The organism is Sphingomonas sp. (assembly GCF_025362505.1).
Classification (GTDB): domain Bacteria; phylum Pseudomonadota; class Alphaproteobacteria; order Sphingomonadales; family Sphingomonadaceae; genus Sphingomicrobium.
The window spans coordinates 1-23,857 of sequence record NZ_JANYGG010000063.1; the positions used below are offsets into that span (position 1 = coordinate 1).

Consider the following 23,857-nt stretch of genomic DNA (forward strand, 5'->3'; position numbering starts at 1 on the left):
ACCGCGTCTTCAAATCCTACGACGATATCCTTGATCACTGCTGCTTCGCCTGGAACCGTCTCACCGACCAACCGTGGCGCATCATGTCCCTCGGGCTGCGAACTTGGGCGCATCGGTTCTAATCAGAGAGTCTTGGTATGAGCCCATTTCCATGCTTCCTCGACAGCCGGCAGATTGCTGGTGACGTGAGGGCCGCAGGCCGCCTTGTCGCCGTTGCTGGCCTTGGCCTGGTCGCGCGCTGCCGGGTCGGCTCGCTCAGCGCTTGACCGGCCGCACGGGCACCGGCGCGTTGCACAGGTCGACCCCGCCCGCCGCGCGGCGGTAGAAGTCGTCGCGGCGGTTGGCGCGCTTGGCGAGGTAGGCGGCGAAACTCGCGCTCGCGGTGTCCATCACCTCGAAGTCGGGACGGTCGGCGGGGGGGAGGTCGGAGGCGAGACGGGTCGAGGCGATCGGCACGTCGCTCGACCGTTCCTTGTAGAAGCCGAGCGCATCGGTCCCGCGCGGCAGGCTGCTCATTGCCTCGATCCCGGCGATCACCCGGCCGACGACGGCGATGTTGCGGTCGAGCTGGCGCGGGGCGTGGCCGATGACCGCGTAGAGCTCGCCGCCGGTCCCGGTGTCGGGCGCGAGGTCCCGGCCGACCCCGACATAGGCATAGCAATGCGTCAGGCTGGCCGTCCTTCGGTCGATCGCGACGGGCCAGCCGGATGCGTAGCCGGCACGCGGCGCATAGCTGTCGCGGTAAGCGAAACGCGTCACCGGCAGGCCGGCGAGCGGGCGGACATATTCGGCGGGCGGCCGGGCGACGATCCCGGCGGAAAGCTTGCGGTCGTCGTTATGGCCCCACTGGACGACGTAATTGTCCTGCACGCGATAGATTGCCGCACCGTCCCACCAGTGCGCTCGGGCCAGCGCCCGGATGTTGGCGACATGGACCGGCGCGAAGGCGGGCGCGAGCTGGATGACGACCCGGGGCCCGGCTTTGAAGTTGATGACCAGAAGGTCTTCGGGCGCGATCCTGCGCCACGCCGACGCGGGCGCTGCGGCGACAATGTCGATCGGGGTCAGCGGCTTGGGAGCGGCGGCAAGAAGGGCGAGAGCGGCAAGTGCAAAATAACGCATGACCTCATTCTAGCGACATTGTCGACACAAAGGCGAGCGCGATGCGACCTTGCATGTTTATGCACTAATCTGCATATACCAGCGATGATCAAGACCGCGATTCTCGGCGCTTCCGGTTATGTCGGTGGCGAACTGCTTCGACTTCTCACCGCGCATGGCGGGATGGCGGCCACGCGCCTGTTCGCTTCGTCGAACGCTGGCCAGTCGGTCGCGACGGTTCACCCGCATCTTGGCCTCGCCTTTCCGAAGAGGTTATTCGAGGCGTGGGCTCCGGGGGCGCTTGCCGGTTGCGACCTGGTGTTCGCGGCCTTGCCGCACGGTGAGACCCAAAATCTGGCGGACGAGTTCGTCGCCAGCGGCGCGAAAATCGTCGACCTCGGCGCGGACTTCCGGCTCGAGACTATCGAGGATTATGCGCACTGGTATGGCGAGGCGCATTCGCGCCCCGAGCTCCTCGGGCGGTTCGTTTATGGCCTGCCGGAAGTAAACCGCGACGCGATCAAGTCTGCGCAGTTGGTCGCCGCGCCGGGCTGCTATCCGACCGCCGCGACACTGGCGTTGCGGCCGCTGGTCGAGGCGGGGATCGCGTCGCGGGACGGGCTGATCATTGACGCGGCCTCGGGCGTGTCGGGCGCGGGGCGCGGGGCCAGTGCCGGCACCCACTTCTGCGCGGTCGACGGGTCGTTGCGGGCGTATGGCCTGCTCGACCATCGCCACACCGCCGAGATGCGGATGATGCTTGGCGGGGAGCCGCTGTTCACTCCGCACCTCGCGCCGATGAGCCGCGGGATCCTCGCGACCTGCTATGCCCGAGCAAACCGCGCGTGCGATCCGCTGGCGGTGCTGCGCGAAGCTTATGCCGACGAGCCGTTCGTCCATGTTGGCGAAGCGCCGCCCGAGACCAAGTGGGCGACCGGGTCGAACGCGGCGTTCCTTACCGCGCGCTATGACCAGCGGACCGGAATGATCGTCGCGATCGCCGCGATCGACAATCTCGGCAAGGGCGCAGCGGGACAGATGATCCAGTGCGCCAACTTGATGTTCGGGCTCGACGAGAGCGCCGGACTTACCACCTGCGGAGTGTGTCCATGAGCTTTTGGCAATGAGCGTTACCGCCCCCCGGGGGTTCGTCGCCGCCGGGCTTCATGCCGGGGTCAAAGCATCGCGACCTGACTTCGCGCTGCTCGTCACCGACGACGGCAAGCCGGTGCCGTGCGCCGCGGTGTTCACTCGGAACAAGTTCCGCGCGCCGCCGGTCGATGCCTGCGTCGAGCGGCTCGCCGCGAGCGGCGGGATGGCGGCCGGGGTCGTCGTCAATTCGGGCAACGCCAATGCCGGAACGGGTGCGGCGGGCCGTATCGACGCTGAGGCAATGGCGACGGCGGCGGCCGACGCGGTCGGTTGCGCTTCGATCGAAATGCTCGTCTGCTCGACCGGGCTGATCGGGGTTGCGCTGCCGATCGACAGGCTGATCGCGGCGACCCCGGCGCTGGCCAAGGCGCGCGCTCCTGACGGCGGTCATGCCGCGGCCAATGCGATCCTGACCACCGACACGCGGCCCAAGGAAGCGCTCGTCGAAGGCCCCGGCTTCAAGGTCGGCGGGATGGCCAAGGGGTGCGGCATGCTCGCCCCGAACATGGCGACAATGCTCGCCTTCCTGACGACCGACGCCGAGGTCGAGCGCCCGGTGCTGCAGGACATCCTGGCGCGCGCCGCCAACGCCAGCTTCAACTGCCTCATCACCGATGGCGCGACTTCGACCAACGACACCGCGATGCTGTTCGCCAGCGGCCGCGCCGGGCCGCAGGCCGACATGGCGGCGTTCGAGGACGCGGTGTTCCAGGTTTGTGAATCGCTGATGCTGCAGATGGGCCGCGACGCCGAAGGGATGACCAAGCTCGTCACGATCCACGTCACCGGCGCTGCGTCCGACGCCGAGGCGCGCCACGTCGCGCGGTCGATCGGCAACAACCAGCTGATCAAGTGCAGCTGGTACGGCGCCGACGCTTACTGGGGACGATTGCTCGGCGAGGCGGGCGCGTGCGGCGCGGCGTTCGAGAGCGATCGCGCCGCTGTCTCCTATGGCGGGATCAGGGTCGCCGATGGCGGGATCGAGATCCCCCACGACAAGGGTGGCGTCGCGGCGCACATGCATGGCGACAGCATCGACATCGTCGTCGACCTTGGCCTCGGCTCGGGCAAGGGGCGCGCCATCAGCGTCGATTTGGGGCCGGGTTACATCAAAGAGAATAGCCTCACGTCATGATGACCCCCAACGAAACCGCCGCGCTGCTGATCCAGGCGCTGCCCTATATCCGCCGCTTCACCGGCAAGGTGATCGTGGTCAAGGTCGGCGGACTGCCGATGACCGATCCGGCGCGGGCGCGCAGCTTGGCGAAGGACGTGCTGCTGCTCCATTCGGTCGGGATTCGCCCCGTGCTGGTCCACGGCGGTGGGCCGCAGATCGACGAGCAGATGAAGCGCGCCGGCCTGACGCCAGAGTTTCGCGAGGGGTTGCGTGTGACCGACAGCGAGACGCTCGACATCGTCCGCATGGTATTGGTCGGGAAGATCAACCGCGAGCTGGTCGGCGCGCTCAACGCTTTGGAGCCGGTCGCGGTCGGCGTCGCTGGAGAAGATGCTCGGCTGCTCGAGACCGAGCCGCTCGACCCGGCGCTGGGGTTCGTCGGGACGGTCACTCGGGTCAACGCTGGGCTGCTCCACGCGCTCCACGAGGACGGGCTGGTGCCGATCGTCTCGACCGTCGGCGCGGACAAGGACGGCCAGCCCTACAACGTCAACGCCGACGACGCCGCGCGGGCGATCGCGATCGCGATGGGCGCGGAGAAGATCATCTACCTGACCGGCGCGCCGGGGCTCCTTGCCGACCCGTCGGATCCGGCGAGCCTCGTCCAGCGATTGACCGCGGGCGAGGCGCGGCGACGGATCGCCGACGAGGCGGTCACCGGCGGGATGATTCCCAAGCTGACTTCCTGTGCCGAGGCGGTCGAGGGCGGAGTCGGCAGCGCGCACATGATCGACGGGCGGGCGGAACATGCCATCCTCGTCGAACTGTTCACCGACCAGGGGATCGGCACGATGGTGTGCGCCGAAGCCGGAGGCGACTAACTCGTGAGCGCGAAGCTCCAGCGCCAGCGTTTGATCGCCGACTGGCTTCGCGACGACCAAGTGGCGAGCCAGGAGGAACTGGTTGCGCGGCTCGGGCTGGCAGGGATCGTTGCCACGCAGGCAACCGTGTCGCGCGACCTCGAACAGCTGGGCGCTGCGCGGGTGCGGCAGGACGGAGCAGCGCGCTACGCCTTGCCGGACGCCAATGACGCCAGCCTGGCGAGAGCGCGGCTTGGGCGGCTGCTGGGCGAGTGGGTGATCGACATTATCGCGGCGGGTACGCTGCTCGTGCTCAAGACCCCGCCCGGCTCGGCCAACCTCGTCGCCAATGCGATCGATGTGGCGCGTCTCGAAGAAGTCGCGGGAACCATTGCCGGGGATGATACGATATTCGTTGCACTGGCCGATGGCGTGACGCCGAGCGCGGCAGCGATGATGTTCCGTGCTCGCCGGGCCGAAGGGTAGCCAAAAAGCCTGTTAGCGCGCGCGCCGCGGCGCTATGGACGACGGCGAAGGAGGGACGCGATGCGGCGGATGACAGCGATGATCGCGGGACTGGGCTTGCTTGGCGGATGCGGCCCTTCGGCGCCGGCGCCAGAGCCGGTGCGCAAGGAAATCAGGGTCCGCGGCGAGGCGCAGAACCAGCTTGCCGCCGCCAGCGAGATGGACCGCTCGATTGGGCTCAAGCGCGCGATCTACGATACGGGCAGCGTCTGCAAGCGGCTCATTGGGTCGAAGTTCGTCACCGAATACAAGAATCTCTCAATGTGGCAGGCGCGCTGCGACGACGGCAAGGAATGGGCGATTTTCGTCGCGCCCGAAGGGAGCACGCAAGTCAGGCCGTGCGCCGACCTCAAGGAGCTGAAACTTCCCGAGTGCGGCGTGATCGAGAACAGCGCCCCCGACAAGAAAACGGCGGGCACGAAGCCCGCCGCCTAGGTTCTCAGATTACTTGGCTCAATCGCATTTGCGCGTTTCGCTATAGTCGCCGGCGGCGGTCTTTTCCTTGACCGTCAAGCACTGCCCGACACGAACTTCCTCGCGCCAGCTGCCGTCGGCGTTGGTCACGCGGTTGCCCTTGGGCACCCGCTTGCCGTCGCGAATTTCATATTTCCAGTCCTTGGGCGTCGCCGCCACCGGGGAATTGGATTGGACAACCATCGCGCCGGCCGAACCGGAAACGAGCGCGGTCAAGACCGCTCCCATCACCAACTTCGTCTGCCACAGCCTCGTCATCGCATTTCTCCTCGCTTCCCCCCGTATATAGCGAGCCGTGAACCGTTCATGAAGATGAGTCGTTGGAAAACTGCGACAAGATGGCGAAATTGGACGCATTTTCGCAGCCGATGACGTCAAGCTCGTCTGAGCGCACCCAGACATGGGCCTTCAATTCACCGTCAGTCATCGCCGCCCCGTAAAACAAAGTGACCGGGAAACCGCGGCGTGCGAGCATGATCGCGGCGGCGATGCCCTGTTCCATACAGAGCGCGCGCCACGGCATGCGGCGGGCCCACGCCTCGACCGCGCGGACCACCGACGCGATTGCTGCGGGGTCGGGTTCGGCTATCGCCCGGCGCACGATGGCGTATGTAGCGACGGTAGCGAAGGGGCGGAGGCGGATCGCAATCGAGGCGCGAAGAACGGCGAGTCCGGCTTCGGTGAGGAGCGTGGGGGCGGGGCGATCAAAGTGAGGCCGGCGGGTCATGATGCGCCCTCGCGAACGAAGCGCATGAAGCGCAGCGCACCGATTGCGCGGATGAGGTCGCGGCGGTAGCGTTGAACCTGGTCTTCGCGGTCCCAGCCTTCGGTCGGCCAGTTGATGAGGTGAGTGCGGATCGCGGCGAGGTCGAACAACGCGGCGGAATCGGGGTCGGCGCCGGCGCGGTCGATCTCCGCGATCAGCGAATCGCGTCCGAGCTCGATGCCGTGCCGCCAATTCTGGCCTTGGTAGCCACGGCGGCGCTCGTCGAGAACGCGCGGCGGAACCCGACCGCGAAGGAGCGAGCGGGCGAGCTGGCGCGGGCGGCCGTCATGGAAATAATGGTCGGCAGGAAGGCGAAGGCAAAGCTCGATCAGTCGCCGCGATCCGGTGGGGTCGACGGGGTCGAGGCCGAAGCGAGCGCGAACCCCGGCATTGGCGAGGCCGAGGTCGACGAAGCGAAGCTCGCGCAGGACGAGGGCGGCGTCATCGCCAGGACGGAAGCGTGGATCCTCGACCGTGTGCCGGGTGCGGTTAAGGGTTGCGCGGACGAGCGGGTGGCCGCGACGCAGGAAGCCGAGAGGGACGGACTCGCGCGGGCCGTGACGAAGTCGGTCGAGCATCCGATGGATGGGCAGCGGTATGGCCCAGTTCAACGACATGTCGGCGATTCCGCTCCACCGCGCGCCACCGCTTGCGCGATGGGCTCGCGCCTCGTGCCACCAGCGGACGAATTGGCCGGCGGCGACGAGACCGGCGAGGCGCGAGCTTCCCTCGTGGCTGACGGTGAAATTACCCGACAGGCCGGTGAGCAGCGTGGTCGCGCCCACCGACCTCGCCGCGTCGTAGGTCGCTTCCATCCAGCCGAGATTGCAGACGTTGAGCAGGGGACGCTGAGTACTAGGGAAAAGCCGCTCGAGCGCGGCGATCGGCGGTTCGGCTGGACTGATCGTGACGAGGTGCTCGACACCGGTAAAGCCGCGCGCAGTATCGGCGGCAACTGCGGCCTCGTCGACGAAGCGGTGTGTGTCGGCCGGGTCGCGGCGATCGGCGGTGGCGGTGATGGCGACGAGGCGCTGACCCGTTTGGCGTTGGCGCGCGGCGCTTTCCACGACCAGCGAGCTGTCGAGACCGCCGCTCAGCTGGGCTGCGATGACCGGCCCATCGAGCGCGTCGCGGACGGCACGGTCAAGTTCGGCGCGCACGGCTAACCGGGCATCGTCACGGGACCAAGCAAGTGGATCGAGCGACGGGGTCCACCACGCGCGGGCACGGACCTCGCCGGGGCCAATTATGACGAACTGGCCGGGCTCTACCCTGCTGACCGAGGCGATGAAGCTGGCCGGGCCCGATTCATGCTCGATCGCGAGGTAGGAAACGATTCGCTCGAGATCGGCGCGGCGGTCGTCGAGGGGCGCGAGGGGCAGGGGGTGCGATGCGAACGCGACTCCGCGCGAGTCTGCGCGAAAATGAAGCGGGCGGTCGCCGAGGTGGTCGCGGGCAAGGACCAGCCGGCCTTCGGTGGGATCCCAAAGCGCGAAGGCGAAGCTGCCCTCGATGTGGTCGAACAGGCCGAGGCCCCAGCGCTGCCATGCGCCGAGAAGCAGCTGTGCGTCTCCGCGCCGCGAATCGACTCCGAGCGCGGGCCCGAGTTCGGAGTAGTTGGACAAGCGGGAATCGGTTACGATGGCCGCGCCCATCTCGTTGACCGCAAGTGCAATGTCGTAGTTTGCCGACAGAGAAGGCCGCCCCTCACCGCAGGAGAAAGTGACGGCCGATGCGTTGAAATCTTGATGCAGGTCATGCGGTCCGGACGCGGACCTGAACGACCACCTTCCTGAAATGCCTATCGAATCATTCCGTCAGATTGCCGCCGATCAGGACTTGCCGCTAGTGCCCTCGCCGCTACCCGTAGCACCGGGCATCCCCGCAAGGCTCGCGGCGATCCGATGGAGTTTCGGTACGGTCCAGCTGGCACGATGAGCAGTCTTTTTGTCGGCCATGCTAATTTCCTCGATACTCGATACGTATTATAATGTTTCGCGAATCTTTCATTAACACCATAGATTAATTGTGCAAACCCCCCGCTCGTCCCACCCGCCGGATGGCAAACAAGGGGATCCGCAGCAGGGGATAAAGGAACCGCCAACGCCGCGGCAGAGGGAAATAGAGTCGGTCGTCGGACCCGCGCGCGCGGATCCGCAGCTCTGTCAGGCGATAGCCCCAGCCTCGCGCCAGCGACCAGCGACCGCGCCGTGCGATCGCTTCAACCCTTGCGGACCTCTGCTCCGCCAATGCCGCGAGCGAGATGGCGACAAGGCGCTGCGAGCGTCCGATCGCCAGCGCTCGCGGGCGAGTCCCGAACAGCTCGCCCGCCAGTGTTGCCGCGGCGGAGAGGGTATTCCCCACTCCGCAGGCTGAGGCCTGTTCGATCAGGCCATCCCCTTCGGTTGAGGTTTGGAGGAGCGCATTGAAATCGGCGATCCATTTCAGGCGCGACCAGGCGTGGGCGCTGCCATGGACCGCGAGATAAGCCAAATTGACAGGGTCGGCGAACGTCGAGACGGACCGCTCGCCGAGCAGCCGGACGTCGGTGGCGGGACTGGCCGCCGAGATCTCGCCGAGCAGCTGGTGGTGATCGCTGACGCGCCAATGGAGTTCGATCGTCGTGCCGCGCGGCGACTTATACTCGGCTTCTTTGGAGACGATCGACCAACGGTCGAACTCCTCCTCGTCAAGGGCGCGCGGGGGCACTCGCGGATCATAGCCGAGGAACCCCAACAGTGCGGCGGTGCGCACGGCATCAGCGGGGCCCACGAGCAGGTCGATGTCCCAGCTGCGTTTGAGGAGCGGATTGCCGTAGGCACGCGCGCCGAGCGGGGCGCCCTTGAGAAAGCGATGGACGATGCCCGCTTCGTCGAGCGCGGCGGCGACGCGCAGTGTCTCACCAATGTCGCGCAGGCTCAAAGCGCGATGATGGCGGACGGCGGCATCGAGCGTGACGGGCACGCAGAGACTTGCAGCGGCAAGGCCGTGGGCGACCAGCGGTTCGACGCGGTGGCGGTCCGCAAGGCGTGTCACTTCGTCCCAATCGACGACCTCGCCCGCAGCGGCGCGGATCGCATCGCGGCGGGCATCATCGTCGGGCCAGCGGCAACAAGCGCACAGCAGGCGAAAGGCGGGAGTCATGCCGCGTGGCCGCCGATCGCCAGTGCGCGGTCACACAGCGCGAGGCTCTCGGCACGATGGGCGACGAGCAGGACCGCCATCTTGGGGCGAGCGGCGCGAAGGCGTTCGACGAGCGCGCGTTCGCTGACGACGTCGAGCGCAGCGGTGGCTTCGTCGAGCAGGAGCAGCCGCGGCTGACGCATCAGGGCGCGCGCAATCAGCAGGCGTTGGCGCTCGCCGCCGGACAATCGATCGCCGCGCTCGGCGAGCCGCGTGTCGAGACCGGACGGGCTGCCCCGAACCACGTCCGCAAGACCGACGAGACCAAGCGCGGCCCACAGCTCGGCATCGGAAGCCGAGCCGAGCGCACTGCGGATGGTTTCGTCGAACGGCGCTTCCTGCTGCCCGATATAGGAAAGTCCCGCCCGCCAGCCTGCCAAGCGTGTCGCGTCGAGCGGTGAGCCGTCGACGAGCAGTTGACCGGCGGTCGGCGCGATCAGGCCGGCGATGATATCGACCAGGCTGGTCTTGCCTGCCCCCGATGTCCCGGAGAGCGCCAGCCATTCGCCCCGCCGCAGCGTAAAGTCGACCGGAACAAGGCCTGCCCCGCCGCCGCGATCGAGCGCCAGCCCGAGGCCCTCGACGACGGTCCAGTCAAGCGGCGACGCCGTGGGCACGGGCGGCGCGACCAGCGATAATTCACCGAGCAAGGCCTCGATATTGGCAAAGGCCGGCGCGTGGGCAGCCAGGCTGGCCAGCGCCTGTTGCAGCGACTGCGCCGGACCACTCATCCGCGCGAATAGAACGAGCAGCACGAGCAAGCGCGGCAGGTCGAGCGCCAATGCACTACCGACCGCGATGATCGTGGCGGCAGCAGCCGCGGCGGCGATCGCGTGCCGAGCGCGCGAATTCGCCAGAGCGGTCGCAAAATCGACCATCTGGTCGGCCAGCTTGACCAGGCTCCTGTCATAGGCATCGATGAACCGACCCGCCGAGCCTTGGGCGAGCGCTGCCTTCAGGCCGGCGTACAAGCTGAAGGCAGCACGAACACTGACCTGTTGGCTGGCCGTTATCCCCAGCCCGCTCAGTTCGCTCCGGCGGGCAAGTTTAAGCATGGATGGCAGTCCAAGCGACAGCAGCACCAGCGCCCCGAGGGCCATCGGCCACGACAAGGTCGCAGCGACAGCGAGCTGGATCAGCAGGAGAAACACGGCGGTCGCCGCCGACAGCCCAAAATGAACTGCCGTCGAGCTGCGCGGGACGTCGTTGTCGAGCAGCGCCTGCATTCCCGCCTGACCGACGCTGGCGGCGAACGGCCAGCCGCGGTCGGCGAGCGTGATCGCCGCGCGCAAGCGCAGGCTCCGCTCATAATCACTCTCGAGCCGCGCGCTGGCGCGATCGCGGACAAACAGGATCGCGGAACGGGCGATCATCAGCAGCAGAAAAACGCCGAGGACGAAGGGAAGCCGGTTCATTCCGGGAATGACATCGGCGGCGAAGCGCGCGCCGCGCCCGCCCTCGCCCGACACCAGCGACAACATCGGCAACAAGATCAGCAGGCTGGCGCCCTCGGCGAGCGCCCCAGCCGCCATCAGCGCACCCGTGATCCAAAGCTTGCGGCCCGCCTCGCGGCGAACGTCGCGAAACAGGGCAGCGGCGGGAGTTTGATGCGGCGTCCCGCTCATTCCTCCAGCACGCGAACCAGCCCGGCTTCGGCGAGCTCACCAAGGAACGGCAGCACGTCGTTCGCGCACGACTCGCGATCGACGTCGTACTCCTCGACGAGGCGGTCGATGATCGTCGCGACCTGGATGGGCTCGCAGATCAGCGTCCAGATCACCGTGCCGACCTTGTCCATGCCGAAACAATCGCCCCGCGCAAGGTCGAGCGCAACCAGTTCCCCGTCGATCACCCCGGTCGGAATTTCGGCATTGCGGACCAGCCGGCTCATTTCGTCGATTGTGTTCATGTAGCCTTTCAGATCGGAGCGCTTTAGGGACTCTTGCATGCATTATTATCACGCATTCGGGCTCAAGCTAGAGAGCGCGCTGCCGCTACCGGAACTTCAGCGCGGGAGTGGGCCGGCGGACGTCGTAATCGACTTCGCCGACGGCGAGCATCACGATCGAAACGAGCGCTGGCTGAGCGGTGCCGGCGAACACATCACCCTGCACCTCGACGACATGGTGTTCACCGTCGAAGGGGGCCGCTCGGTGCGCATCGCGGCGCCGCCCGGAACCGGCGACAACGACATTCGCCTGTGGTTGCTTGGCACGGTCATGGCGACACTTCTTCACCAGCGCGGTTATTTTCCGCTCCATGCCAATTCGGTCCTGCTCGCCAGCGGCGGGGTGGCGGCGTTCAGCGGGCCGTCGGGCGCGGGCAAGTCGACCATGGCGGCGCTGCTCGACCGCCAGGGGTTTCGCGTGCTCGGCGACGACCTTTGTGCGATTCGCCTTGATGGTGAGCAGCGGCCGATGGTTTATGGCGGCATTCCGCGGCTCAAGCTGTGGCAGGCGACGCTCGACCTGTTCGGCCGCGCGCGCGACGGGCTCGAGCCGGTCGCCAGCGATTACGACAAGTTTCATGTGCCGCTCGATGCTGTGCAGGAAGTTGGCTCGCTTGACCCGCGCCCGCTCGAGCGGCTCTATCTTCTCGGCGCGAGGGACAGCGACGATGAGCCGCTGATCCAGCCGCTCCGCGGCATCCTGACGGCCGACGGCGTGCTCGACAATGCGTTTCGCTGGATGATCGGCCAATCGGTCGCGGGAGAGAACAGCCGGGTGCAGTTTGACCAGGCGATGGCGATCGCGCGCAAGATCGCGGTGTTCCGCGTCGCCCGGCGATGGGGCACGGATCAGCTGTTCGAGGAGGGCGCGCTGATTGCCGCCCATTTGTCGTCTCCCTTGACGAACAAAGCGGCGGCGGGCGGCGTTGGGTCGTAGCGCCGCGAGTCTCGGTCAAACAACGGTCCGTCGAGCAGGGGAAACCACCCGACCGGTCGAAGCACATCGGCAACGCTGCTGTCCTCGACCCGGTAATGGGCGTGGAACACGAGCAGGAATCCGCCGCAAGCAAGGCGATCGACCAGCGCTACAACCCCGTCGTCGAACCGGGCAAACGGGTAGAGTCGGCCAAGGTCGGCGACCTGCTCGGCGATCATCCGCATGGGCTCGCGCTGGAGTACGGCGAGCGCCAGGACCGCGTCGAACGGTCCACTCGGGAGCCTGGACACGACGTCGATCAGCGGATCGGCGGCGGTAAGTCTGCGCGCGATGCGCCTCGCGCGCGGGTTGATTTCGACGCCGGTAAGCCGGGCCGTGGGCATCATCCGACGCAGCGAGAGCAATTCCTCCCCTGTCGAACAACCGAAGGAGAGAATCGCGGCATTGGGGGATAATCGCGAAGCAAGTGCGGCGAACAGCTCGGGATAGCGATCGTCGAAGGTGGTCGTCGCGCTCTGGTGGAGCGAAGCGCGGTGGCGCAGCCGCGTCCAGACGACCGACCGGCCGGTCGCCGAGGTCAGCGACCGGATATGCCGGAACAGCGATTTCAGATAGCCGCTGATGGAAGCGGCCCCGGAGCTTAGCCCTGGCGAGCCTTGAACCGCCGATTCGTCTTGTTGATGACGTAGGTGCGGCCACGGCGGCGAATCACCCGGCAGTCGCGATGGCGCGACTTCAGCGACTTCAGGGAATTGCGAATCTTCATGGCCGGGAACGCCTGCTTGCGGTTTGAATAACGATGGGTGCGGCCGAAACCGAAGCGGTCCCCTAGTCGGGAGGGGCGTGGGCGTCAAGGTTTGGAAAGGGGGGAGAGTGGCGGAAACTGGAGGTCGCAAGCACAACAGGGAAATCGCCGGTGTCGGCTCGTCGATCGCGCGGAACGGACATCGCCGCTTTTCAGGCGGTGAACTAGTGGACCGCGCGCCGCTGGGTGAGCGCCTTGGTGGCGAGCGAAAAGCGCGACTCGACGCTTTCGCGACCAAAGAGCAGCGCGGCTGCCTTGCGCCCGACCTCCGGGCCATGCTTGAAGCCGTGGCCCGAACCGCCGCCAACCAGCAACACGTCAGCGAGATGCGGATGGTGATCGATCAGAAAGTCGCCATTGCCGCTGTTTTCATACTGGCACACCCGGCTTTCGACGAGCGGCGCACCACGCAGCAGTGGGAAGCGGCGGTCGCGAAAGGCGACGATCTCAGCCAGGGCGGCCTCGGTTGGTATGCGGCTTTGAGTGTCGGGATCGACCTCGACCCCGTGGGCGTCGTGCGCGAACTTGACCCCGCGCCCCTCCAGATCGGGGAAGCCGTAATAGATATCGCCGCCGTTGAAATCGGCCCAGCCGGGCATTGCCCCGGACAGGAAGCGGCGGTCCCCGGGTGGAGGAGCGAAGAAGAAGACTTCCTGGCGCGTCGCGACGATCCGCCGGCTGATCGCCTGCGGAAAGAGTTTGGGAAGCCACGGGCCGGCAGCGAAGACGAAGCGGTCGGCGGCGATCGTCTCGCCGCTTGACAGCCTGATCGACCCGAGGCTCGCGGCATCCTCCCGGGGTGGAGCCACGTCGCCGACGAGATACTGCCCCTGATCCGCGACGAACTTGTGGACCAGCGTCTGCACCGCGCGTCGCGCCATGAGTGCGCCGAAGCCCGGCTCGTAAAGCGCGGCATGGACCCCGCTGGGATCGATCATGGGAAAGCGCCGCGCCATGTCTGCGGGCGAGAACAGCTCGGTCGGCAGCTTCAACCGGCGATGCGCGGCAAGGCTGTCGGCGAGATAGGGATCGTCGGTGGGAAAGAAGAACAGGACACCGGCCGGGATGAAGATCGGCAGTCCCGAGCGAGCGCCGAGCTCCTTCCACTGCGCGAGGCTGTCGAGCGCCATGCGCGTGTAGATCGAATCCTTGCCATAGGCGGCGCGGGTCATGCGCGATTCGCCGCCCGAACTCGCGCGATTATTGGCTGGACCGCGCGCATCGACCAGCGTGACGTTGTGGCCGGCCAATTGAAGGTGGCGCGCGGTCCACGCCCCGAACACGCCTGCGCCGATCACCGCGATATGGAGCCTGGACCCGCGCGTCGCGACGCGCCCGATTGCGGGGGCAGTCACGGCGCCGGCGACCCCGCCGAGGACGGATCTGCGGGTCAGCGGGACCGGCATGTCTGAGCCGGTCCCGTTACGCATCAGAAGGCCTGGCGGACGGTCAGGCCGATGTTGCGAGGCTGTCCGACGTTGAAGCCAAGCCGCGCCCGCCCGCCGCGCTCGCGGTCGAACGAGAGGAGCGGAGTCTCGTCGAACAAATTCTTGGCATAGAGCACGAACTCGGTGCCGCTGTTGAACTTGAGCCCGGCCGAGATGTCGACGAGATCATAGGACGGCAGCTTGAGGTTTAGCACTGTCGCACCAGTCCCGGTGGCGCCATTGAACGGTAGGCCAGAGATGAAGGTCCGCGGGTTATTTTCCTGATCAGACGGCTGAGTGAAGCGCGTGCCGACATGCTGGTACGACGCCGAGACATACCAGTCGGCGTTGCTCGAGAAACGCTGGCCGTAGGTTGCGGAGGCCGAAACCTGGAACTTGGGGACTGTCGGCAGGCGGTTACCGTCGCGGATTCCGGCGATGACTGTCCCGGACGTCGTCGTCACGCTCGAATCGAACTTCGAGTTGATGAAGCTCCCCGAGAGCGCGAGGTCGAGGCCCCGAATTGGCCTGGCCGACAATTCCGCCTCAATGCCCTGAGTGTGCGCCTTTGGCACGTTGAACACGACGCGCGACGAGCAGCTGCCCGCATCGGCCGTCACCTGCAGATTCTTGATCCGCGTGTAGAAAGCAGCTGCGTTGAACGTGAGGCCATGGCCCTGCGTTTTTATACCCCCCTCATAATTCCACAACGTCTCGTCATTGTAGCGCGGATGGTTGCCATAGGTCAGCGCGTCGACGCCGCCGGCCCCGCCCGAGCATAGCGGGATGTTGAGCGGATCATTGACGCCGCCCAATCGAAACCCTTTCGATGCCTGGAGATTGACGCTGAGGTTGCGATCGGGCGCATACGTCGCAATCAGGCGCGGGCTAAAGCCGCTCGACTTGGTCCGGTCGATATTATTGTCACCGTTTGCAAATAGGCCGCCCGACTTGAACGTCCGCTTTTCCTTGAAGTCGTAATAGCGGCCACCGGCGGTCACCTTGAAGTCACCAGTCTTGTAGCTCGCCTCGCCGAATATCGCCGTCTGCTTGATCTTGTACGGCAGGTCGGCGTTGTACGGTGAGTTGAGCGGAAATCCGTTGGCTACAGCGACCGACGTCCCGGCACCAAACCGTGCATCCGTGAAGGCGTCGTACCCCGGGGTCGGCAGGCGCTGGGTATATTGGCGGTCGACGTGCGAATAGAAGCCCCCGATGACCCATTGGAACGGCCCCGGTCCGGTCGAGCCGACCCGCAATTCCTGAGAGAATTGCTTGACCTTGGTCGTATCAACTAGATTTGACGGCAAGTTGACGCCTGCGGTGGGGAAGCCAAGATCGACGGACACCGACCCTGTCAGCGCCGATGCATCGCGGCTGACGAGAATGTTGCGGTGGATGTAGCTCGTCACCGAGGTGACCTCGACATTGGACGATAAGTCGGCCGAGGCGGTCAGGTCAGCAAGCGTCGTCTTATCGCGGAAAGACTCGCGTAGATTCAGATATTGTTCGTTGGTCGCATAGGTGTGCGACGGCGTGGTGAACTGGTTAGAGTAAAGGTTGAACACCTCTTCGCGATTGAACCCGTTGGCCTTGATATCCTGATAGACAATGCGCGGGGTCAGCTTAACGCCCGACGCTGGCTCCCACAGGATCGAGGCGCGGCCGCCGACGCGGCTGCCCGAATTGACGTTCTTCTTGGCCGCCGGCCCAATCGCATCGATGAAGCCGGCGTAGCGCGTGCCATAGCCGACGACGCGCAGCGCTGCGGTCGGCCCGAGCGGCAGGTTGACCGCGCCCTTTAGCCAGCCGCCGATGGCGTCTTCCTGCATCGTGTTGACGTTGGCTTCGATCAGCCCTTCCGTCTTGCCGAGCTTGGGCTGGTTGGTGATGTAGCGGATTGTGCCGCCGACGCTGCCCGATCCGAACAGCGTGCCTTGGGGACCGCGCAGCGTTTCGACGCGGTTCAAGTCGAATAGGTCGAAATCAGGCGTGAATAGTGACAGCGATACGACGCTTTCGTCGAGATAGACGCCCACCTGTTCCTTCACGCCCGGTTGGTCGCGGACGATCTGGCCGGCCGAGACGCCGCGGATGGAGACCTGGCTCTGCCCCGGCCCAAGGTTTTGGACGGCGAGGCCGGCGATATTGCGGCTGACGTCTTCCAGCGTCACCGCATTGGCGCGCTGGAGGTCGGCCTGGGTTTGGGCGTTGATCGAAAAAGGCACGTTCTGCAGCGTCGAAGCGCGCTTGGTCGCGGTGACGATGATTTCTTCTGGGGCGGAACCGTCGGTCGAGTTGCCGGTCGGTGCATTGGTTGCCTGCGCGCGATCCTCTGACGCGGTCTGGGCGAGCGCCGGCGTGGCGACGGCGAAGATAGCGACGCCGCCGAGCAGTCTGGTGAGCGAACGAGCGTTCATGGTAAATCCCCCCTAATGTTTATGTGAGGAAACTAACTGAACGCGAAGGACGCGGGAAGGCTCGGCGGGCCGTTCGCCTCGTATTCGCGACGATTGTTGCATAGATGTAACAACCTCGCTGATTGAATGGGAGGAGCTTGAGCAACGGTCGAATGGCGGGAATACGCCACGCTCGCCAAGCTTCCAGCCCTACCCGCCACTCCCCCGCGGTGCCCGCACTTGCCCCGGGGCGAAGCGGTCGCCGAAATAGTCATGGTCGAACCAGTGGGGGCGGTCGGGGGCGTCGGCGAGGGCTCGGGCGATGTCGTAGTTGAGCATGCCGTAGCGGGCGAGAGCGCGCCACTGGATCGGCTGCGACAGGTCATCGGCGGGGCTGTGATAGACCTTCGACAGGAAGTTCTTCCACACTGCCTCGCCGCCATTGGCGTAGCCGGTCATCAGCAGGATCGCGGGCACCCCGCGGCGCACGAAGCTGTAGTGGTCCGAGCGGACAAAGATCGACTCCTGCGGCATCGGGTCGGGCGACACCTTGATCCCCATCGACGCGCCCGCTTCGGCAACGGTCCGGGCGACGGTAGAATGTTCGGCGCCGAATGCGATGACGTCGGTGAAGTCGTAGAGCGGCAGCGGCATGTCGAGGTCGACCACGCTGGCGATCGAAGCACCCGGGACGGTCGGGTGGGCGGCGAAATAGTCTGCCCCGAGCAGGCCCTTTTCCTCGCCGGTGTTGGCGATGAACAGGACGGAGCGCGCCGGGCGGCGGCCGCTGGCGACGAACTCGCGCGCGGCCTCGAGCATGGTCGCGACCCCAGCGGCATTGTCGAGCGCGCCATTGTAGATGCGGTCCTCGCCCGGCTTGGCGTCGGCCTTGACCCCGAGATGATCGAGGTGCGCCATCAACACAATATGGTCGGCGACGCGTGCCGGGTCGGCGCCCGGCAAGCGCCCGATCACGGCGGGACTCGCGAAATTCTCCCAGCTGGAGTCGGCGGCGACCGTCATTCGGCCCGGCAGCGCGAAGCCGACAGGACGGCGCTTGGCGAGCGCCTCGGCGCGAACCGCGGCAAGCGACTTCGGCGCACCGTCGAACAGTCGCGCCTGCCATGCCGGCGAAAGCGTAAGCGTAGCGCGCAGGTTCGCTGAATCGCCGGTCCTGCCCGACGTGTCGATCCAGCTCATCACCGACTGGGTCGCTGTTCCGGCAACATCGCTGGCCCGGGCACCGCGCGGTCCATCGCCGGAGAGGTGGATAATCCCGATCGCGCCAAGCTGTGCGGCGGCCTCGGCCTTGGTCGATCCCAGATGCGCCGCGACTTCGGTTGGCACCCCGGCTGGGGCACCGTCGAGCACGACGACGATAGCTCCGGAGACCGAAAGGTCACGATAGTCGTCGAGCCCAAGCAACGGCTCGTCCAGTCCGAAACCGGCGAATACAAGCGGTGCCGATATAGAGCGATGGCGTTCGGTCAAGCTGGGCCGAAGCGCAGCATCGACGCCCCAACGAAGTGATTTAGAACTGCCGCCGACGACCAGGCTGATCGCGGGCGTCGGCTGGGTGGTGATCGCCTTGCGCAGCGGCACCTGCTGGAACCAGCTGCCGTCCGGGCCGCCGGGTTCGAGACCGAGCATCCGGAACTGGGCCGCGACATAATCAGCGGCAATCTCGTGTCCGCGCGACCCAGTGTCACGCCCTTCCAGCCGGTCACCGGCAAGGAACTCGACATGGGCGCGGACGGTGTTGGCGGCGACTTGCTCCTCCGCCGTCAGCGGAGCGACAGGGCTGGCGGCGCCAAGCGAAGCCAGCGCCGCCGCGAACGGAAGCAAAATTCGAAGGATCAAACCGGTTTTCCGTTCTTGAGCTTGCGTTCCCACGCGAGCGCGTCGGAGATGATCTGGTGGATATCGGCGTGGGCCGGGATCCAGTCCAGCGTTTCGACCAGCGCGCGGTTGGAGGCGACGAGCTGCGGCGGATCGCCCGGGCGGCGCGGGCCGACGACGCGCGGGACCTTGCGCTGGCAAACCACGTCGAGTGCATCGAGCACTTCGATCACCGACAGGCCGGTGCCGTAGCCGCAGTTGAGCACCAGATTCTCGTCCGGGTCGGCGATCAGCTGCTCGAGCGCGGCGACATGCGCGGCGGCGAGGTCGGACACGTGGATATAATCGCGCACGCAACTCCCGTCGGGGGTCGGATAATCGGTCCCGAACACATCGACATGCGGGCGCTTGGCCAAAGCCGCTTCGGTCGCGATCTTGACGATGTGGGTCGATGTCTTGCCGATCTGGCCGGCGCGCAGGTCGGGGTCCGCGCCGGCGACGTTGAAATAGCGCAGCGCGGCATAGTTGAAGTCGTGAACGCGGGCCGCGTCGGCGAGCATCTGCTCGGTCATCCACTTCGACGCGCCATAGGGGTTGATCGGCAGTTTGGGATCGCCCTCCTCGATCGGCAGCCGCTCGGGCGCGCCATAGATTGCGGCGGTCGACGAGAAGACGATGTGCGGCACCCCGGCGGCGATCATCTCCTCGAGCAAGGCATGGCTCGCGAGGGTGTTGTTGCGATAATATTTGAGCGGGTCGGTAACCGATTCGGCGACCAGCATCGATCCGGCGAAGTGCATGATCGCGCCGATCCCATGCTCGCGCAGCAGGCCGGCGACGAGTGGGCGGTCGGCGATCGAGCCCTTGATGTACGGCACGCCTTGGGGGACCAGCACGCCAGTGCTGTTGCTCTCGTCGTCGAGGACCACGACCGACCAGCCGGCGTCGCGCAATGCCAGCACCGCGTGGCTGCCGATGTAGCCGCCACCGCCGGTGACAAGGACGGTTGGCTTGGGCGATCCGGTCATGGGGCTCCTCTGGCACGAACGAGTTCAGGAGCGCGCCAAGTCCGCGCTAGCCGAAGCGCTGCGGTCGAGGCCACCCCCTTCCCCAAGACGCACGTGCCCGTTTTCGGGTTCCCACCGCCAGACGAGCGCACTATCACGCCCTCGATTTCAAGCTTCCAACAGGTAGATATATGGCCATCAGCATTTCCAGCGCGTTCGACGCCGGCAATATTCGCGTCAGCGGCATCGACGGCGACACCGCCATGCTGGAGATCGTCGCCGATCACATGAGCGATTTCTACCAATGGTTTTACTTCCGCGTCGCCGGGGCCGGTGGACGCGAGGTGACGCTGAACATCACCAATTGCGGCGGTTCGGCCTATCCCAACGGCTGGCCCGACTATCGCGCCTGCCTGTCGATCGACCGCGAAGACTGGGTGCGGGTCGACGACACGAGCTACGCCGACGGCACGCTGACAATCCGCTTCACGCCCGAGACCGACCTCGTGTGGGTCGCCTATTTCGCGCCTTACTCGATGGAGCGGCACCACGACCTCATCTCGACCGTCGCCGCACTGCCGGGAGTCGAGTATCGCTCGCTCGGGCAAAGCCTTGACGGACAGGACATCGATTGCCTGACCATCGGCGAGGGCGAGCTGACCGTGTGGCTCTACGGCCGCCAGCACCCCGGCGAGACGATGGCCGAATGGTGGATGGAAGGCGCGCTCGAGAAATTGACCGATCCCGACGATCCCGTCGCCCGCATCCTGCGCCGCGACTGCACCTTCCACGTCGTGCCCAACATGAACCCTGACGGATCGCGCCGCGGGCACCTGCGGACCAACGCGGTCGGCGTCAACCTCAACCGCGAATGGCACGCGCCGTCGGCCGAGAAGAGCCCCGAAGTGCTTTACGTCCGCAATGCGATGGACGACCAGCCGCCGGCGTTCGCGATCGACGTCCATGGCGACGAGGCGATCCCGGCCAACTTCCTCGCCGGCTTCGAGGGCATCCCGTCGCTGACCGAGCGGCAGTCGGCGCTGTTCTCGCTGTTCTCCAATACGCTCGAGCGCATCTCTCCCGATTTCCAGACGCGCCAGGGCTATGAAGCCCCGCCGCCGGGCAAGGCCAATCTGTCGATGTCGACGACCCAGCTCGCCGAGCGCTTCGGCGGCGTGTCGATGACGCTTGAAATGCCGTTCAAGGATAATTTCGACCTGCCCGACGACGTCTACGGCTGGAGCCCCGAGCGCTCGAAATATCTCGCCGCCGCGTGCCTCGACGCGCTCCACGCGATGCTGCCAGACCTCAAGCAGGGCAAATAGCCATGCCGACCCTCGTCCTGCTCCGTCACGGCCAGTCGGAGTGGAACCTCGAGAATCGGTTCACCGGCTGGTGGGACGTCGACCTGACCGAGCAGGGGGTCGAGGAGGCGCGCGCGGCGGGGCGGCTGCTCAAGGACAAGGGGTATGATCTCGACCGTTGCTTCACCTCGCTGCAGACCCGCGCGATCCGCACGCTCAACCTCGTGCTCGAGGAAATGGGCCGGCTGTGGCTGCCGGTGACCAAGGCGTGGGAACTGAACGAGCGCCACTACGGCGGGCTGACCGGGCTCAACAAGGCCGAGACGATCGCCAGGGTCGGCGAGGAACAGGTCAAGGTCTGGCGCCGGTCATTCGATGTGCCCCCGCCCCTGCTCGAGGCCGGCAGCGACTATGATGTCGCCCTCGACCGCCGCTATGCCGGTATCGCGGTGCCGGGGACCGAGAGCCTCAAGGATACGATTGCGCGCGTCCTGCCCTATTTCGAGAACCACATCGCGCCAGCGCTCACCGCGGGCGATCGAGTGATCGTCGCGGCGCACGGCAATTCGCTGCGCGCGCTGGAAAAATATCTGTCGAAGATCGCCGACGAGGACATTGTCTCGCTCGAAATCCCGACCGGCGAGCCGATCGTCTACGAACTTGGCGACGATTTCGCGGTGCGCGAGCGATACTATCTGAAAGACTGCTAAGCTCTTTGTCGAGCAGTGCTTCGAACAAATTACGCCGCGACCTTGCCCTGGTACATCGCCTGGTCGGCGCGCGCGAGCACGGCCGCGGGCGTGTCGCCCCGCTCGATGACGGTAACCCCGATCGCGACCGACAGCGGGACCGGCATGCCGTCGATGAAGAACTCGTCGCCCGCGATCGTGTCGACCAGCCGTTCGGCGGTTTCGGCCGCGCTTCGTTCGTCGGCGTGGTCGAGGAGGATGCAGAATTCATCGCCACCGAGCCGGCCGACCGTGTCCGACTGCCGCACGCCGCCGACGAGCATCGCCGCGACATGGATCAGCGCCGAATCGCCCGCCGGATGGCCAAAGCTGTCGTTGAGCATCTTCAGACCATCGAGATCGACGAACAGCACCGCAGCGGGGTCGCCGTAACGCTCGTGGCGGGCAATGACGAGTTCGAGCTGGCGCAAGAAGCCGCGCCGGTTGAGCAGCGGCACCAGCGAATCATGGTGCGCCAGTCGATCGAGTTCGGCACAACGCGCCTCAAGCTGGGCGATCATTCCGCGCAGCCGGTCGATCTCCGCAGCGTCGTCGCGATCTTCCCTGACTTCGTACACCCGATGATCCCCAGTCCTCACGATCATGTTTCCTATAACCGAGATTAAAAGCTTCGGAAATCCGCCTGATGTCGATGTCCCGCATTGCGCCACCCGCAACGCCTCCCTAAACCCGCCGCTTCGTTGGGGGTTGCAGGCGACGGGCATGGACGCGGAACACGTCGACATCGGGATCATCATGGGCAGTCGATCCGATTGGGATACGATGAAACATGCCGCCGAGATGCTCGACCGCCTCGAAATCCCGCACGAGCGACGCGTCGTGTCGGCTCATCGCACGCCCCAGCGGCTCTATGACTATGCCAGCGGCGCGGCGGGGCGCGGGCTGAAGATCATCATTGCCGGGGCTGGCGGTGCGGCTCACCTGCCGGGGATGGCGGCGGCGATGACGCGGCTGCCGGTGCTCGGTGTGCCGGTAGAATCGAAGGCGCTGAGCGGCATGGATAGTCTGTTGTCGATCGTCCAGATGCCCGCCGGCGTGCCGGTCGGGACGCTCGCGATCGGGCGCGCCGGAGCGGTCAATGCGGCGCTGCTGGCGGCTTCGATCCTGGCGCTGAACGACGCCGAGCTCGCCAGCCGGCTCGATGCATGGCGGTCGGCCCAGACCGACGCGGTCGACGAAACCCCCGAATGACGATCGCGCCGGGCGGGACGATCGGGATCATCGGCGGCGGCCAGCTTGGCCGGATGCTCGCGCTCGCCGCGGCGCCGCTCGGCTACAAGGTGCATGTCTTCGATCCGGGCGAGGCGCCGTGCGCGGGCGACGTGGCGGCGGCGGTCACGCGCGCGCAGTTCGATGACGGCGACGCGCTGGCGCGGTTCGCCGCTGCAGTCGACGTCGTCACCTACGAATTCGAAAATCTGCCGGTCGCGCCGCTGGAGGCGCTTGGCGACAAACTTCGACCGGGCACCCTGTCTCTGGCGATTGCGCAGGATCGGGCGGTCGAGAAGCGCTTCATCGAAGGCACCGGGGCCAGGGTCTCGCCGTGGCATGCGGTCAATTGCGTCGAGGATGCGGTCGCGGCGGTCGGCGCGCTCGGGCTGCCGATCGTGCTCAAAAGCCGTCGGCTGGGTTACGATGGCAAGGGCCAGGCGTGGATCCGCTCGGCGGACGAAGCGGCGGCGGCGTGGGACGCGATCGGCCGCCAGCCCGCGGTCGCCGAAATGGCGGTCGACTATCTCGCCGAATTCTCCGTGCTGGTGGCGCGGACGGTCGAGGGCGAGACGCGCTGCTGGGAAGTGCCGCGCAACATTCACGAGGGCGGAATCCTGCGCCGGTCCGAAGTGCCCGCCGCCCTGCCCGCCTCGGCACGCGTGGCGGAGGCAGTCGAAACGGCGTGCGGACTGGCCAAGGCGCTGTGCCATATCGGGGTAATGGCGGTCGAGTTTTTCGCCACGGCCGACGGACCGGTTGTCAACGAGATCGCGCCACGGGTTCACAACAGCGGCCATTGGACGATCGAGGGCGCCGAGACTTCGCAATTCGAGCAGCACATCCGCGCGGTCGTCGGGCTGCCGCTCGGCGCTACGAGACTTACCGGAGCCAGCGCGGCGATGGACAATCTGATCGGTGACGAGGTCGATCAGTGGGCTTCGCTAGTCGCCGAGTCCGGCGCGCATCTCCACCTTTACGGCAAGGGCGCGGCGCGGCCCGGGCGCAAGATGGGCCATGTCACGCGAGTGAAGCGCTAATCGCTTCCGTCGGCG

General features: G+C 66.3%; 25 protein-coding genes and 1 pseudogene. 11 read left to right on the forward strand and 15 right to left on the reverse strand.

The window, feature by feature from the left end; all coding sequences use genetic code 11:
• Positions 1-122 (forward strand): annotated as a pseudogene (locus tag Q0R27_RS05460) (IS630 family transposase); the annotation flags it as partial.
• A gap of 133 nt (positions 123-255) precedes the next feature.
• Here the strand turns inward: Q0R27_RS05460 and Q0R27_RS05465 are convergent.
• On the reverse strand, positions 256-1,122 hold the full coding sequence (locus tag Q0R27_RS05465) for a peptidylprolyl isomerase (RefSeq protein WP_293941926.1): 867 nt from the start codon (positions 1,120-1,122) through the stop codon (positions 256-258).
• 84 nt (positions 1,123-1,206) lie between these two features.
• Here Q0R27_RS05465 and argC point away from each other — a divergent pair, with 84 nt between their 5' ends.
• The 5 genes from argC to Q0R27_RS05490 are packed head-to-tail and all read left to right on the forward strand — an operon-like array spanning position 1,207 to position 5,190.
• Positions 1,207-2,214: an N-acetyl-gamma-glutamyl-phosphate reductase gene (argC, locus tag Q0R27_RS05470; protein WP_293941929.1), complete on the forward strand. Its 1,008-nt coding sequence runs from the start codon at positions 1,207-1,209 to the stop codon at positions 2,212-2,214.
• 10 nt (positions 2,215-2,224) lie between these two features.
• Positions 2,225-3,388, forward strand: coding sequence for a bifunctional glutamate N-acetyltransferase/amino-acid acetyltransferase ArgJ (gene argJ, locus Q0R27_RS05475; RefSeq protein WP_293941932.1), 1,164 nt, complete (start codon positions 2,225-2,227; stop codon positions 3,386-3,388).
• Positions 3,385-4,251 (forward strand): acetylglutamate kinase, encoded by an 867-nt coding sequence (argB, locus tag Q0R27_RS05480; RefSeq protein WP_293941933.1) that lies wholly within the window; start codon positions 3,385-3,387, stop codon positions 4,249-4,251. The genes argJ and argB overlap by 4 nt, the downstream gene beginning before the upstream one ends.
• Before the next feature lie 3 nt (positions 4,252-4,254).
• On the forward strand, positions 4,255-4,716 hold the full coding sequence (locus Q0R27_RS05485; RefSeq protein WP_293941935.1) for a hypothetical protein: 462 nt from the start codon (positions 4,255-4,257) through the stop codon (positions 4,714-4,716).
• Positions 4,717-4,776: 60 nt separating this feature from the next.
• The gene (locus tag Q0R27_RS05490) at positions 4,777-5,190 is read left to right on the forward strand and encodes a hypothetical protein (RefSeq protein WP_293941937.1); all 414 of its coding nucleotides are present in this window, start codon (positions 4,777-4,779) and stop codon (positions 5,188-5,190) included.
• Between the two features lie 18 nt (positions 5,191-5,208).
• Here the strand turns inward: Q0R27_RS05490 and Q0R27_RS05495 are convergent, their stop codons facing one another.
• The 7 genes from Q0R27_RS05495 to Q0R27_RS05525 all read right to left on the reverse strand — a co-directional run bounded on the left by Q0R27_RS05495 (position 5,209) and on the right by Q0R27_RS05525 (position 11,087).
• Positions 5,209-5,487 carry a hypothetical protein gene (locus Q0R27_RS05495; protein ID WP_293941939.1) on the reverse strand — a complete coding sequence of 93 codons (279 nt, stop codon included), beginning with the start codon at positions 5,485-5,487 and terminating at the stop codon, positions 5,209-5,211.
• Positions 5,488-5,533: 46 nt separating this feature from the next.
• Positions 5,534-5,956, reverse strand: coding sequence for a lasso peptide biosynthesis B2 protein (locus tag Q0R27_RS05500; RefSeq protein WP_293941942.1), 423 nt, complete (start codon positions 5,954-5,956; stop codon positions 5,534-5,536).
• Positions 5,953-7,650, reverse strand: a complete 1,698-nt coding sequence (locus Q0R27_RS05505) for an asparagine synthase-related protein (protein WP_293941944.1) — start codon at positions 7,648-7,650, stop codon at positions 5,953-5,955. Before Q0R27_RS05505 ends, Q0R27_RS05500 begins: the two co-directional genes overlap by 4 nt.
• A gap of 177 nt (positions 7,651-7,827) precedes the next feature.
• The gene (locus Q0R27_RS05510; RefSeq protein WP_293941945.1) at positions 7,828-7,953 is read right to left on the reverse strand and encodes a hypothetical protein; all 126 of its coding nucleotides are present in this window, start codon (positions 7,951-7,953) and stop codon (positions 7,828-7,830) included.
• A 64-nt stretch (positions 7,954-8,017) separates the two neighbouring features.
• A complete protein-coding gene (locus Q0R27_RS05515) occupies positions 8,018-9,139 on the reverse strand; it encodes a nucleotidyltransferase family protein (protein ID WP_293941947.1) in 1,122 nt (373 codons plus the stop codon).
• Positions 9,136-10,803, reverse strand: a complete 1,668-nt coding sequence (locus Q0R27_RS05520) for an ABC transporter ATP-binding protein (protein WP_293941950.1) — start codon at positions 10,801-10,803, stop codon at positions 9,136-9,138. The genes Q0R27_RS05515 and Q0R27_RS05520 overlap by 4 nt, the downstream gene beginning before the upstream one ends.
• Positions 10,800-11,087: a PqqD family peptide modification chaperone gene (locus Q0R27_RS05525; RefSeq protein ID WP_293941953.1), complete on the reverse strand. Its 288-nt coding sequence runs from the start codon at positions 11,085-11,087 to the stop codon at positions 10,800-10,802. Before Q0R27_RS05525 ends, Q0R27_RS05520 begins: the two co-directional genes overlap by 4 nt.
• 37 nt (positions 11,088-11,124) lie before the next feature.
• Between Q0R27_RS05525 and Q0R27_RS05530 the strand changes: the two genes are divergently transcribed.
• Positions 11,125-12,063, forward strand: a complete 939-nt coding sequence (locus Q0R27_RS05530) for a hypothetical protein (RefSeq protein ID WP_293941956.1) — start codon at positions 11,125-11,127, stop codon at positions 12,061-12,063.
• On the opposite strand, the gene Q0R27_RS05535 is transcribed toward Q0R27_RS05530, so the two are convergent.
• The 6 genes from Q0R27_RS05535 to galE form a co-directional block, all read right to left on the reverse strand.
• Entirely contained in the window at positions 11,976-12,686 is a 711-nt protein-coding gene (locus tag Q0R27_RS05535) for a class I SAM-dependent methyltransferase (protein ID WP_293942003.1), read from the reverse strand. The two genes, Q0R27_RS05530 and Q0R27_RS05535, sit on opposite strands and share 88 nt — an antisense overlap.
• A gap of 17 nt (positions 12,687-12,703) precedes the next feature.
• Entirely contained in the window at positions 12,704-12,829 is a 126-nt protein-coding gene (gene ykgO, locus Q0R27_RS05540) for a type B 50S ribosomal protein L36 (RefSeq protein ID WP_006833921.1), read from the reverse strand.
• Positions 12,830-13,032: 203 nt separating this feature from the next.
• The gene (locus Q0R27_RS05545) at positions 13,033-14,298 is read right to left on the reverse strand and encodes an FAD-dependent oxidoreductase (RefSeq protein ID WP_293941959.1); all 1,266 of its coding nucleotides are present in this window, start codon (positions 14,296-14,298) and stop codon (positions 13,033-13,035) included.
• Positions 14,298-16,715, reverse strand: coding sequence for a TonB-dependent receptor (locus tag Q0R27_RS05550; RefSeq protein ID WP_293941961.1), 2,418 nt, complete (start codon positions 16,713-16,715; stop codon positions 14,298-14,300). Before Q0R27_RS05550 ends, Q0R27_RS05545 begins: the two co-directional genes overlap by 1 nt.
• Before the next feature lie 189 nt (positions 16,716-16,904).
• The gene (locus Q0R27_RS05555) at positions 16,905-18,554 is read right to left on the reverse strand and encodes a M20/M25/M40 family metallo-hydrolase (protein ID WP_293941963.1); all 1,650 of its coding nucleotides are present in this window, start codon (positions 18,552-18,554) and stop codon (positions 16,905-16,907) included.
• Positions 18,551-19,561 (reverse strand): UDP-glucose 4-epimerase GalE, encoded by a 1,011-nt coding sequence (galE, locus tag Q0R27_RS05560; protein WP_293941966.1) that lies wholly within the window; start codon positions 19,559-19,561, stop codon positions 18,551-18,553. The genes Q0R27_RS05555 and galE overlap by 4 nt, the downstream gene beginning before the upstream one ends.
• A gap of 170 nt (positions 19,562-19,731) precedes the next feature.
• Here galE and Q0R27_RS05565 point away from each other — a divergent pair, with 170 nt between their 5' ends.
• Positions 19,732-20,865, forward strand: a complete 1,134-nt coding sequence (locus Q0R27_RS05565; protein ID WP_293941969.1) for a M14-type cytosolic carboxypeptidase — start codon at positions 19,732-19,734, stop codon at positions 20,863-20,865.
• A 2-nt stretch (positions 20,866-20,867) separates the two neighbouring features.
• The gene (gene gpmA / locus Q0R27_RS05570) at positions 20,868-21,554 is read left to right on the forward strand and encodes a 2,3-diphosphoglycerate-dependent phosphoglycerate mutase (RefSeq protein WP_293941972.1); all 687 of its coding nucleotides are present in this window, start codon (positions 20,868-20,870) and stop codon (positions 21,552-21,554) included.
• A gap of 29 nt (positions 21,555-21,583) precedes the next feature.
• Here the strand turns inward: gpmA and Q0R27_RS05575 are convergent, their stop codons facing one another.
• Positions 21,584-22,171 carry a GGDEF domain-containing protein gene (locus tag Q0R27_RS05575; protein WP_293941975.1) on the reverse strand — a complete coding sequence of 196 codons (588 nt, stop codon included), beginning with the start codon at positions 22,169-22,171 and terminating at the stop codon, positions 21,584-21,586.
• A 124-nt stretch (positions 22,172-22,295) separates the two neighbouring features.
• Here Q0R27_RS05575 and purE point away from each other — a divergent pair, with 124 nt between their 5' ends.
• Both purE and Q0R27_RS05585 read left to right on the forward strand, forming a co-directional pair.
• Positions 22,296-22,784, forward strand: a complete 489-nt coding sequence (gene purE, locus Q0R27_RS05580; RefSeq protein ID WP_293941978.1) for a 5-(carboxyamino)imidazole ribonucleotide mutase — start codon at positions 22,296-22,298, stop codon at positions 22,782-22,784.
• A complete protein-coding gene (locus Q0R27_RS05585) occupies positions 22,781-23,842 on the forward strand; it encodes a 5-(carboxyamino)imidazole ribonucleotide synthase (RefSeq protein ID WP_293941981.1) in 1,062 nt (353 codons plus the stop codon). The genes purE and Q0R27_RS05585 overlap by 4 nt, the downstream gene beginning before the upstream one ends.
• Positions 23,843-23,857: the final 15 nt, after the last annotated feature.

Bases quoted from the DNA above. Each gene is read 5' to 3' on its own strand.
- Q0R27_RS05465 (WP_293941926.1), bottom strand. From the start codon at position 1,122: ATGCGTTATTTTGCACTTGCCGCTCTCGCCCTTCTTGCCGCCGCTCCC.
- argC (WP_293941929.1), top strand. From the start codon at position 1,207: ATGATCAAGACCGCGATTCTCGGCGCTTCCGGTTATGTCGGTGGCGAA.
- argJ (WP_293941932.1), top strand. From the start codon at position 2,225: ATGAGCGTTACCGCCCCCCGGGGGTTCGTCGCCGCCGGGCTTCATGCC.
- argB (WP_293941933.1), top strand. From the start codon at position 3,385: ATGATGACCCCCAACGAAACCGCCGCGCTGCTGATCCAGGCGCTGCCC.
- Q0R27_RS05490 (WP_293941937.1), top strand. From the start codon at position 4,777: ATGCGGCGGATGACAGCGATGATCGCGGGACTGGGCTTGCTTGGCGGA.
- Q0R27_RS05495 (WP_293941939.1), bottom strand. From the start codon at position 5,487: ATGACGAGGCTGTGGCAGACGAAGTTGGTGATGGGAGCGGTCTTGACC.
- Q0R27_RS05500 (WP_293941942.1), bottom strand. From the start codon at position 5,956: ATGACCCGCCGGCCTCACTTTGATCGCCCCGCCCCCACGCTCCTCACC.
- Q0R27_RS05505 (WP_293941944.1), bottom strand. From the start codon at position 7,650: ATGGGCGCGGCCATCGTAACCGATTCCCGCTTGTCCAACTACTCCGAA.
- Q0R27_RS05510 (WP_293941945.1), bottom strand. From the start codon at position 7,953: ATGGCCGACAAAAAGACTGCTCATCGTGCCAGCTGGACCGTACCGAAA.
- Q0R27_RS05515 (WP_293941947.1), bottom strand. From the start codon at position 9,139: ATGACTCCCGCCTTTCGCCTGCTGTGCGCTTGTTGCCGCTGGCCCGAC.
- Q0R27_RS05520 (WP_293941950.1), bottom strand. From the start codon at position 10,803: ATGAGCGGGACGCCGCATCAAACTCCCGCCGCTGCCCTGTTTCGCGAC.
- Q0R27_RS05525 (WP_293941953.1), bottom strand. From the start codon at position 11,087: ATGAACACAATCGACGAAATGAGCCGGCTGGTCCGCAATGCCGAAATT.
- Q0R27_RS05530 (WP_293941956.1), top strand. From the start codon at position 11,125: ATGCATTATTATCACGCATTCGGGCTCAAGCTAGAGAGCGCGCTGCCG.
- ykgO (WP_006833921.1), bottom strand. From the start codon at position 12,829: ATGAAGATTCGCAATTCCCTGAAGTCGCTGAAGTCGCGCCATCGCGAC.
- Q0R27_RS05545 (WP_293941959.1), bottom strand. From the start codon at position 14,298: ATGCGTAACGGGACCGGCTCAGACATGCCGGTCCCGCTGACCCGCAGA.
- Q0R27_RS05550 (WP_293941961.1), bottom strand. From the start codon at position 16,715: ATGAACGCTCGTTCGCTCACCAGACTGCTCGGCGGCGTCGCTATCTTC.
- galE (WP_293941966.1), bottom strand. From the start codon at position 19,561: ATGACCGGATCGCCCAAGCCAACCGTCCTTGTCACCGGCGGTGGCGGC.
- Q0R27_RS05565 (WP_293941969.1), top strand. From the start codon at position 19,732: ATGGCCATCAGCATTTCCAGCGCGTTCGACGCCGGCAATATTCGCGTC.
- gpmA (WP_293941972.1), top strand. From the start codon at position 20,868: ATGCCGACCCTCGTCCTGCTCCGTCACGGCCAGTCGGAGTGGAACCTC.
- purE (WP_293941978.1), top strand. From the start codon at position 22,296: ATGGACGCGGAACACGTCGACATCGGGATCATCATGGGCAGTCGATCC.
- Q0R27_RS05585 (WP_293941981.1), top strand. From the start codon at position 22,781: ATGACGATCGCGCCGGGCGGGACGATCGGGATCATCGGCGGCGGCCAG.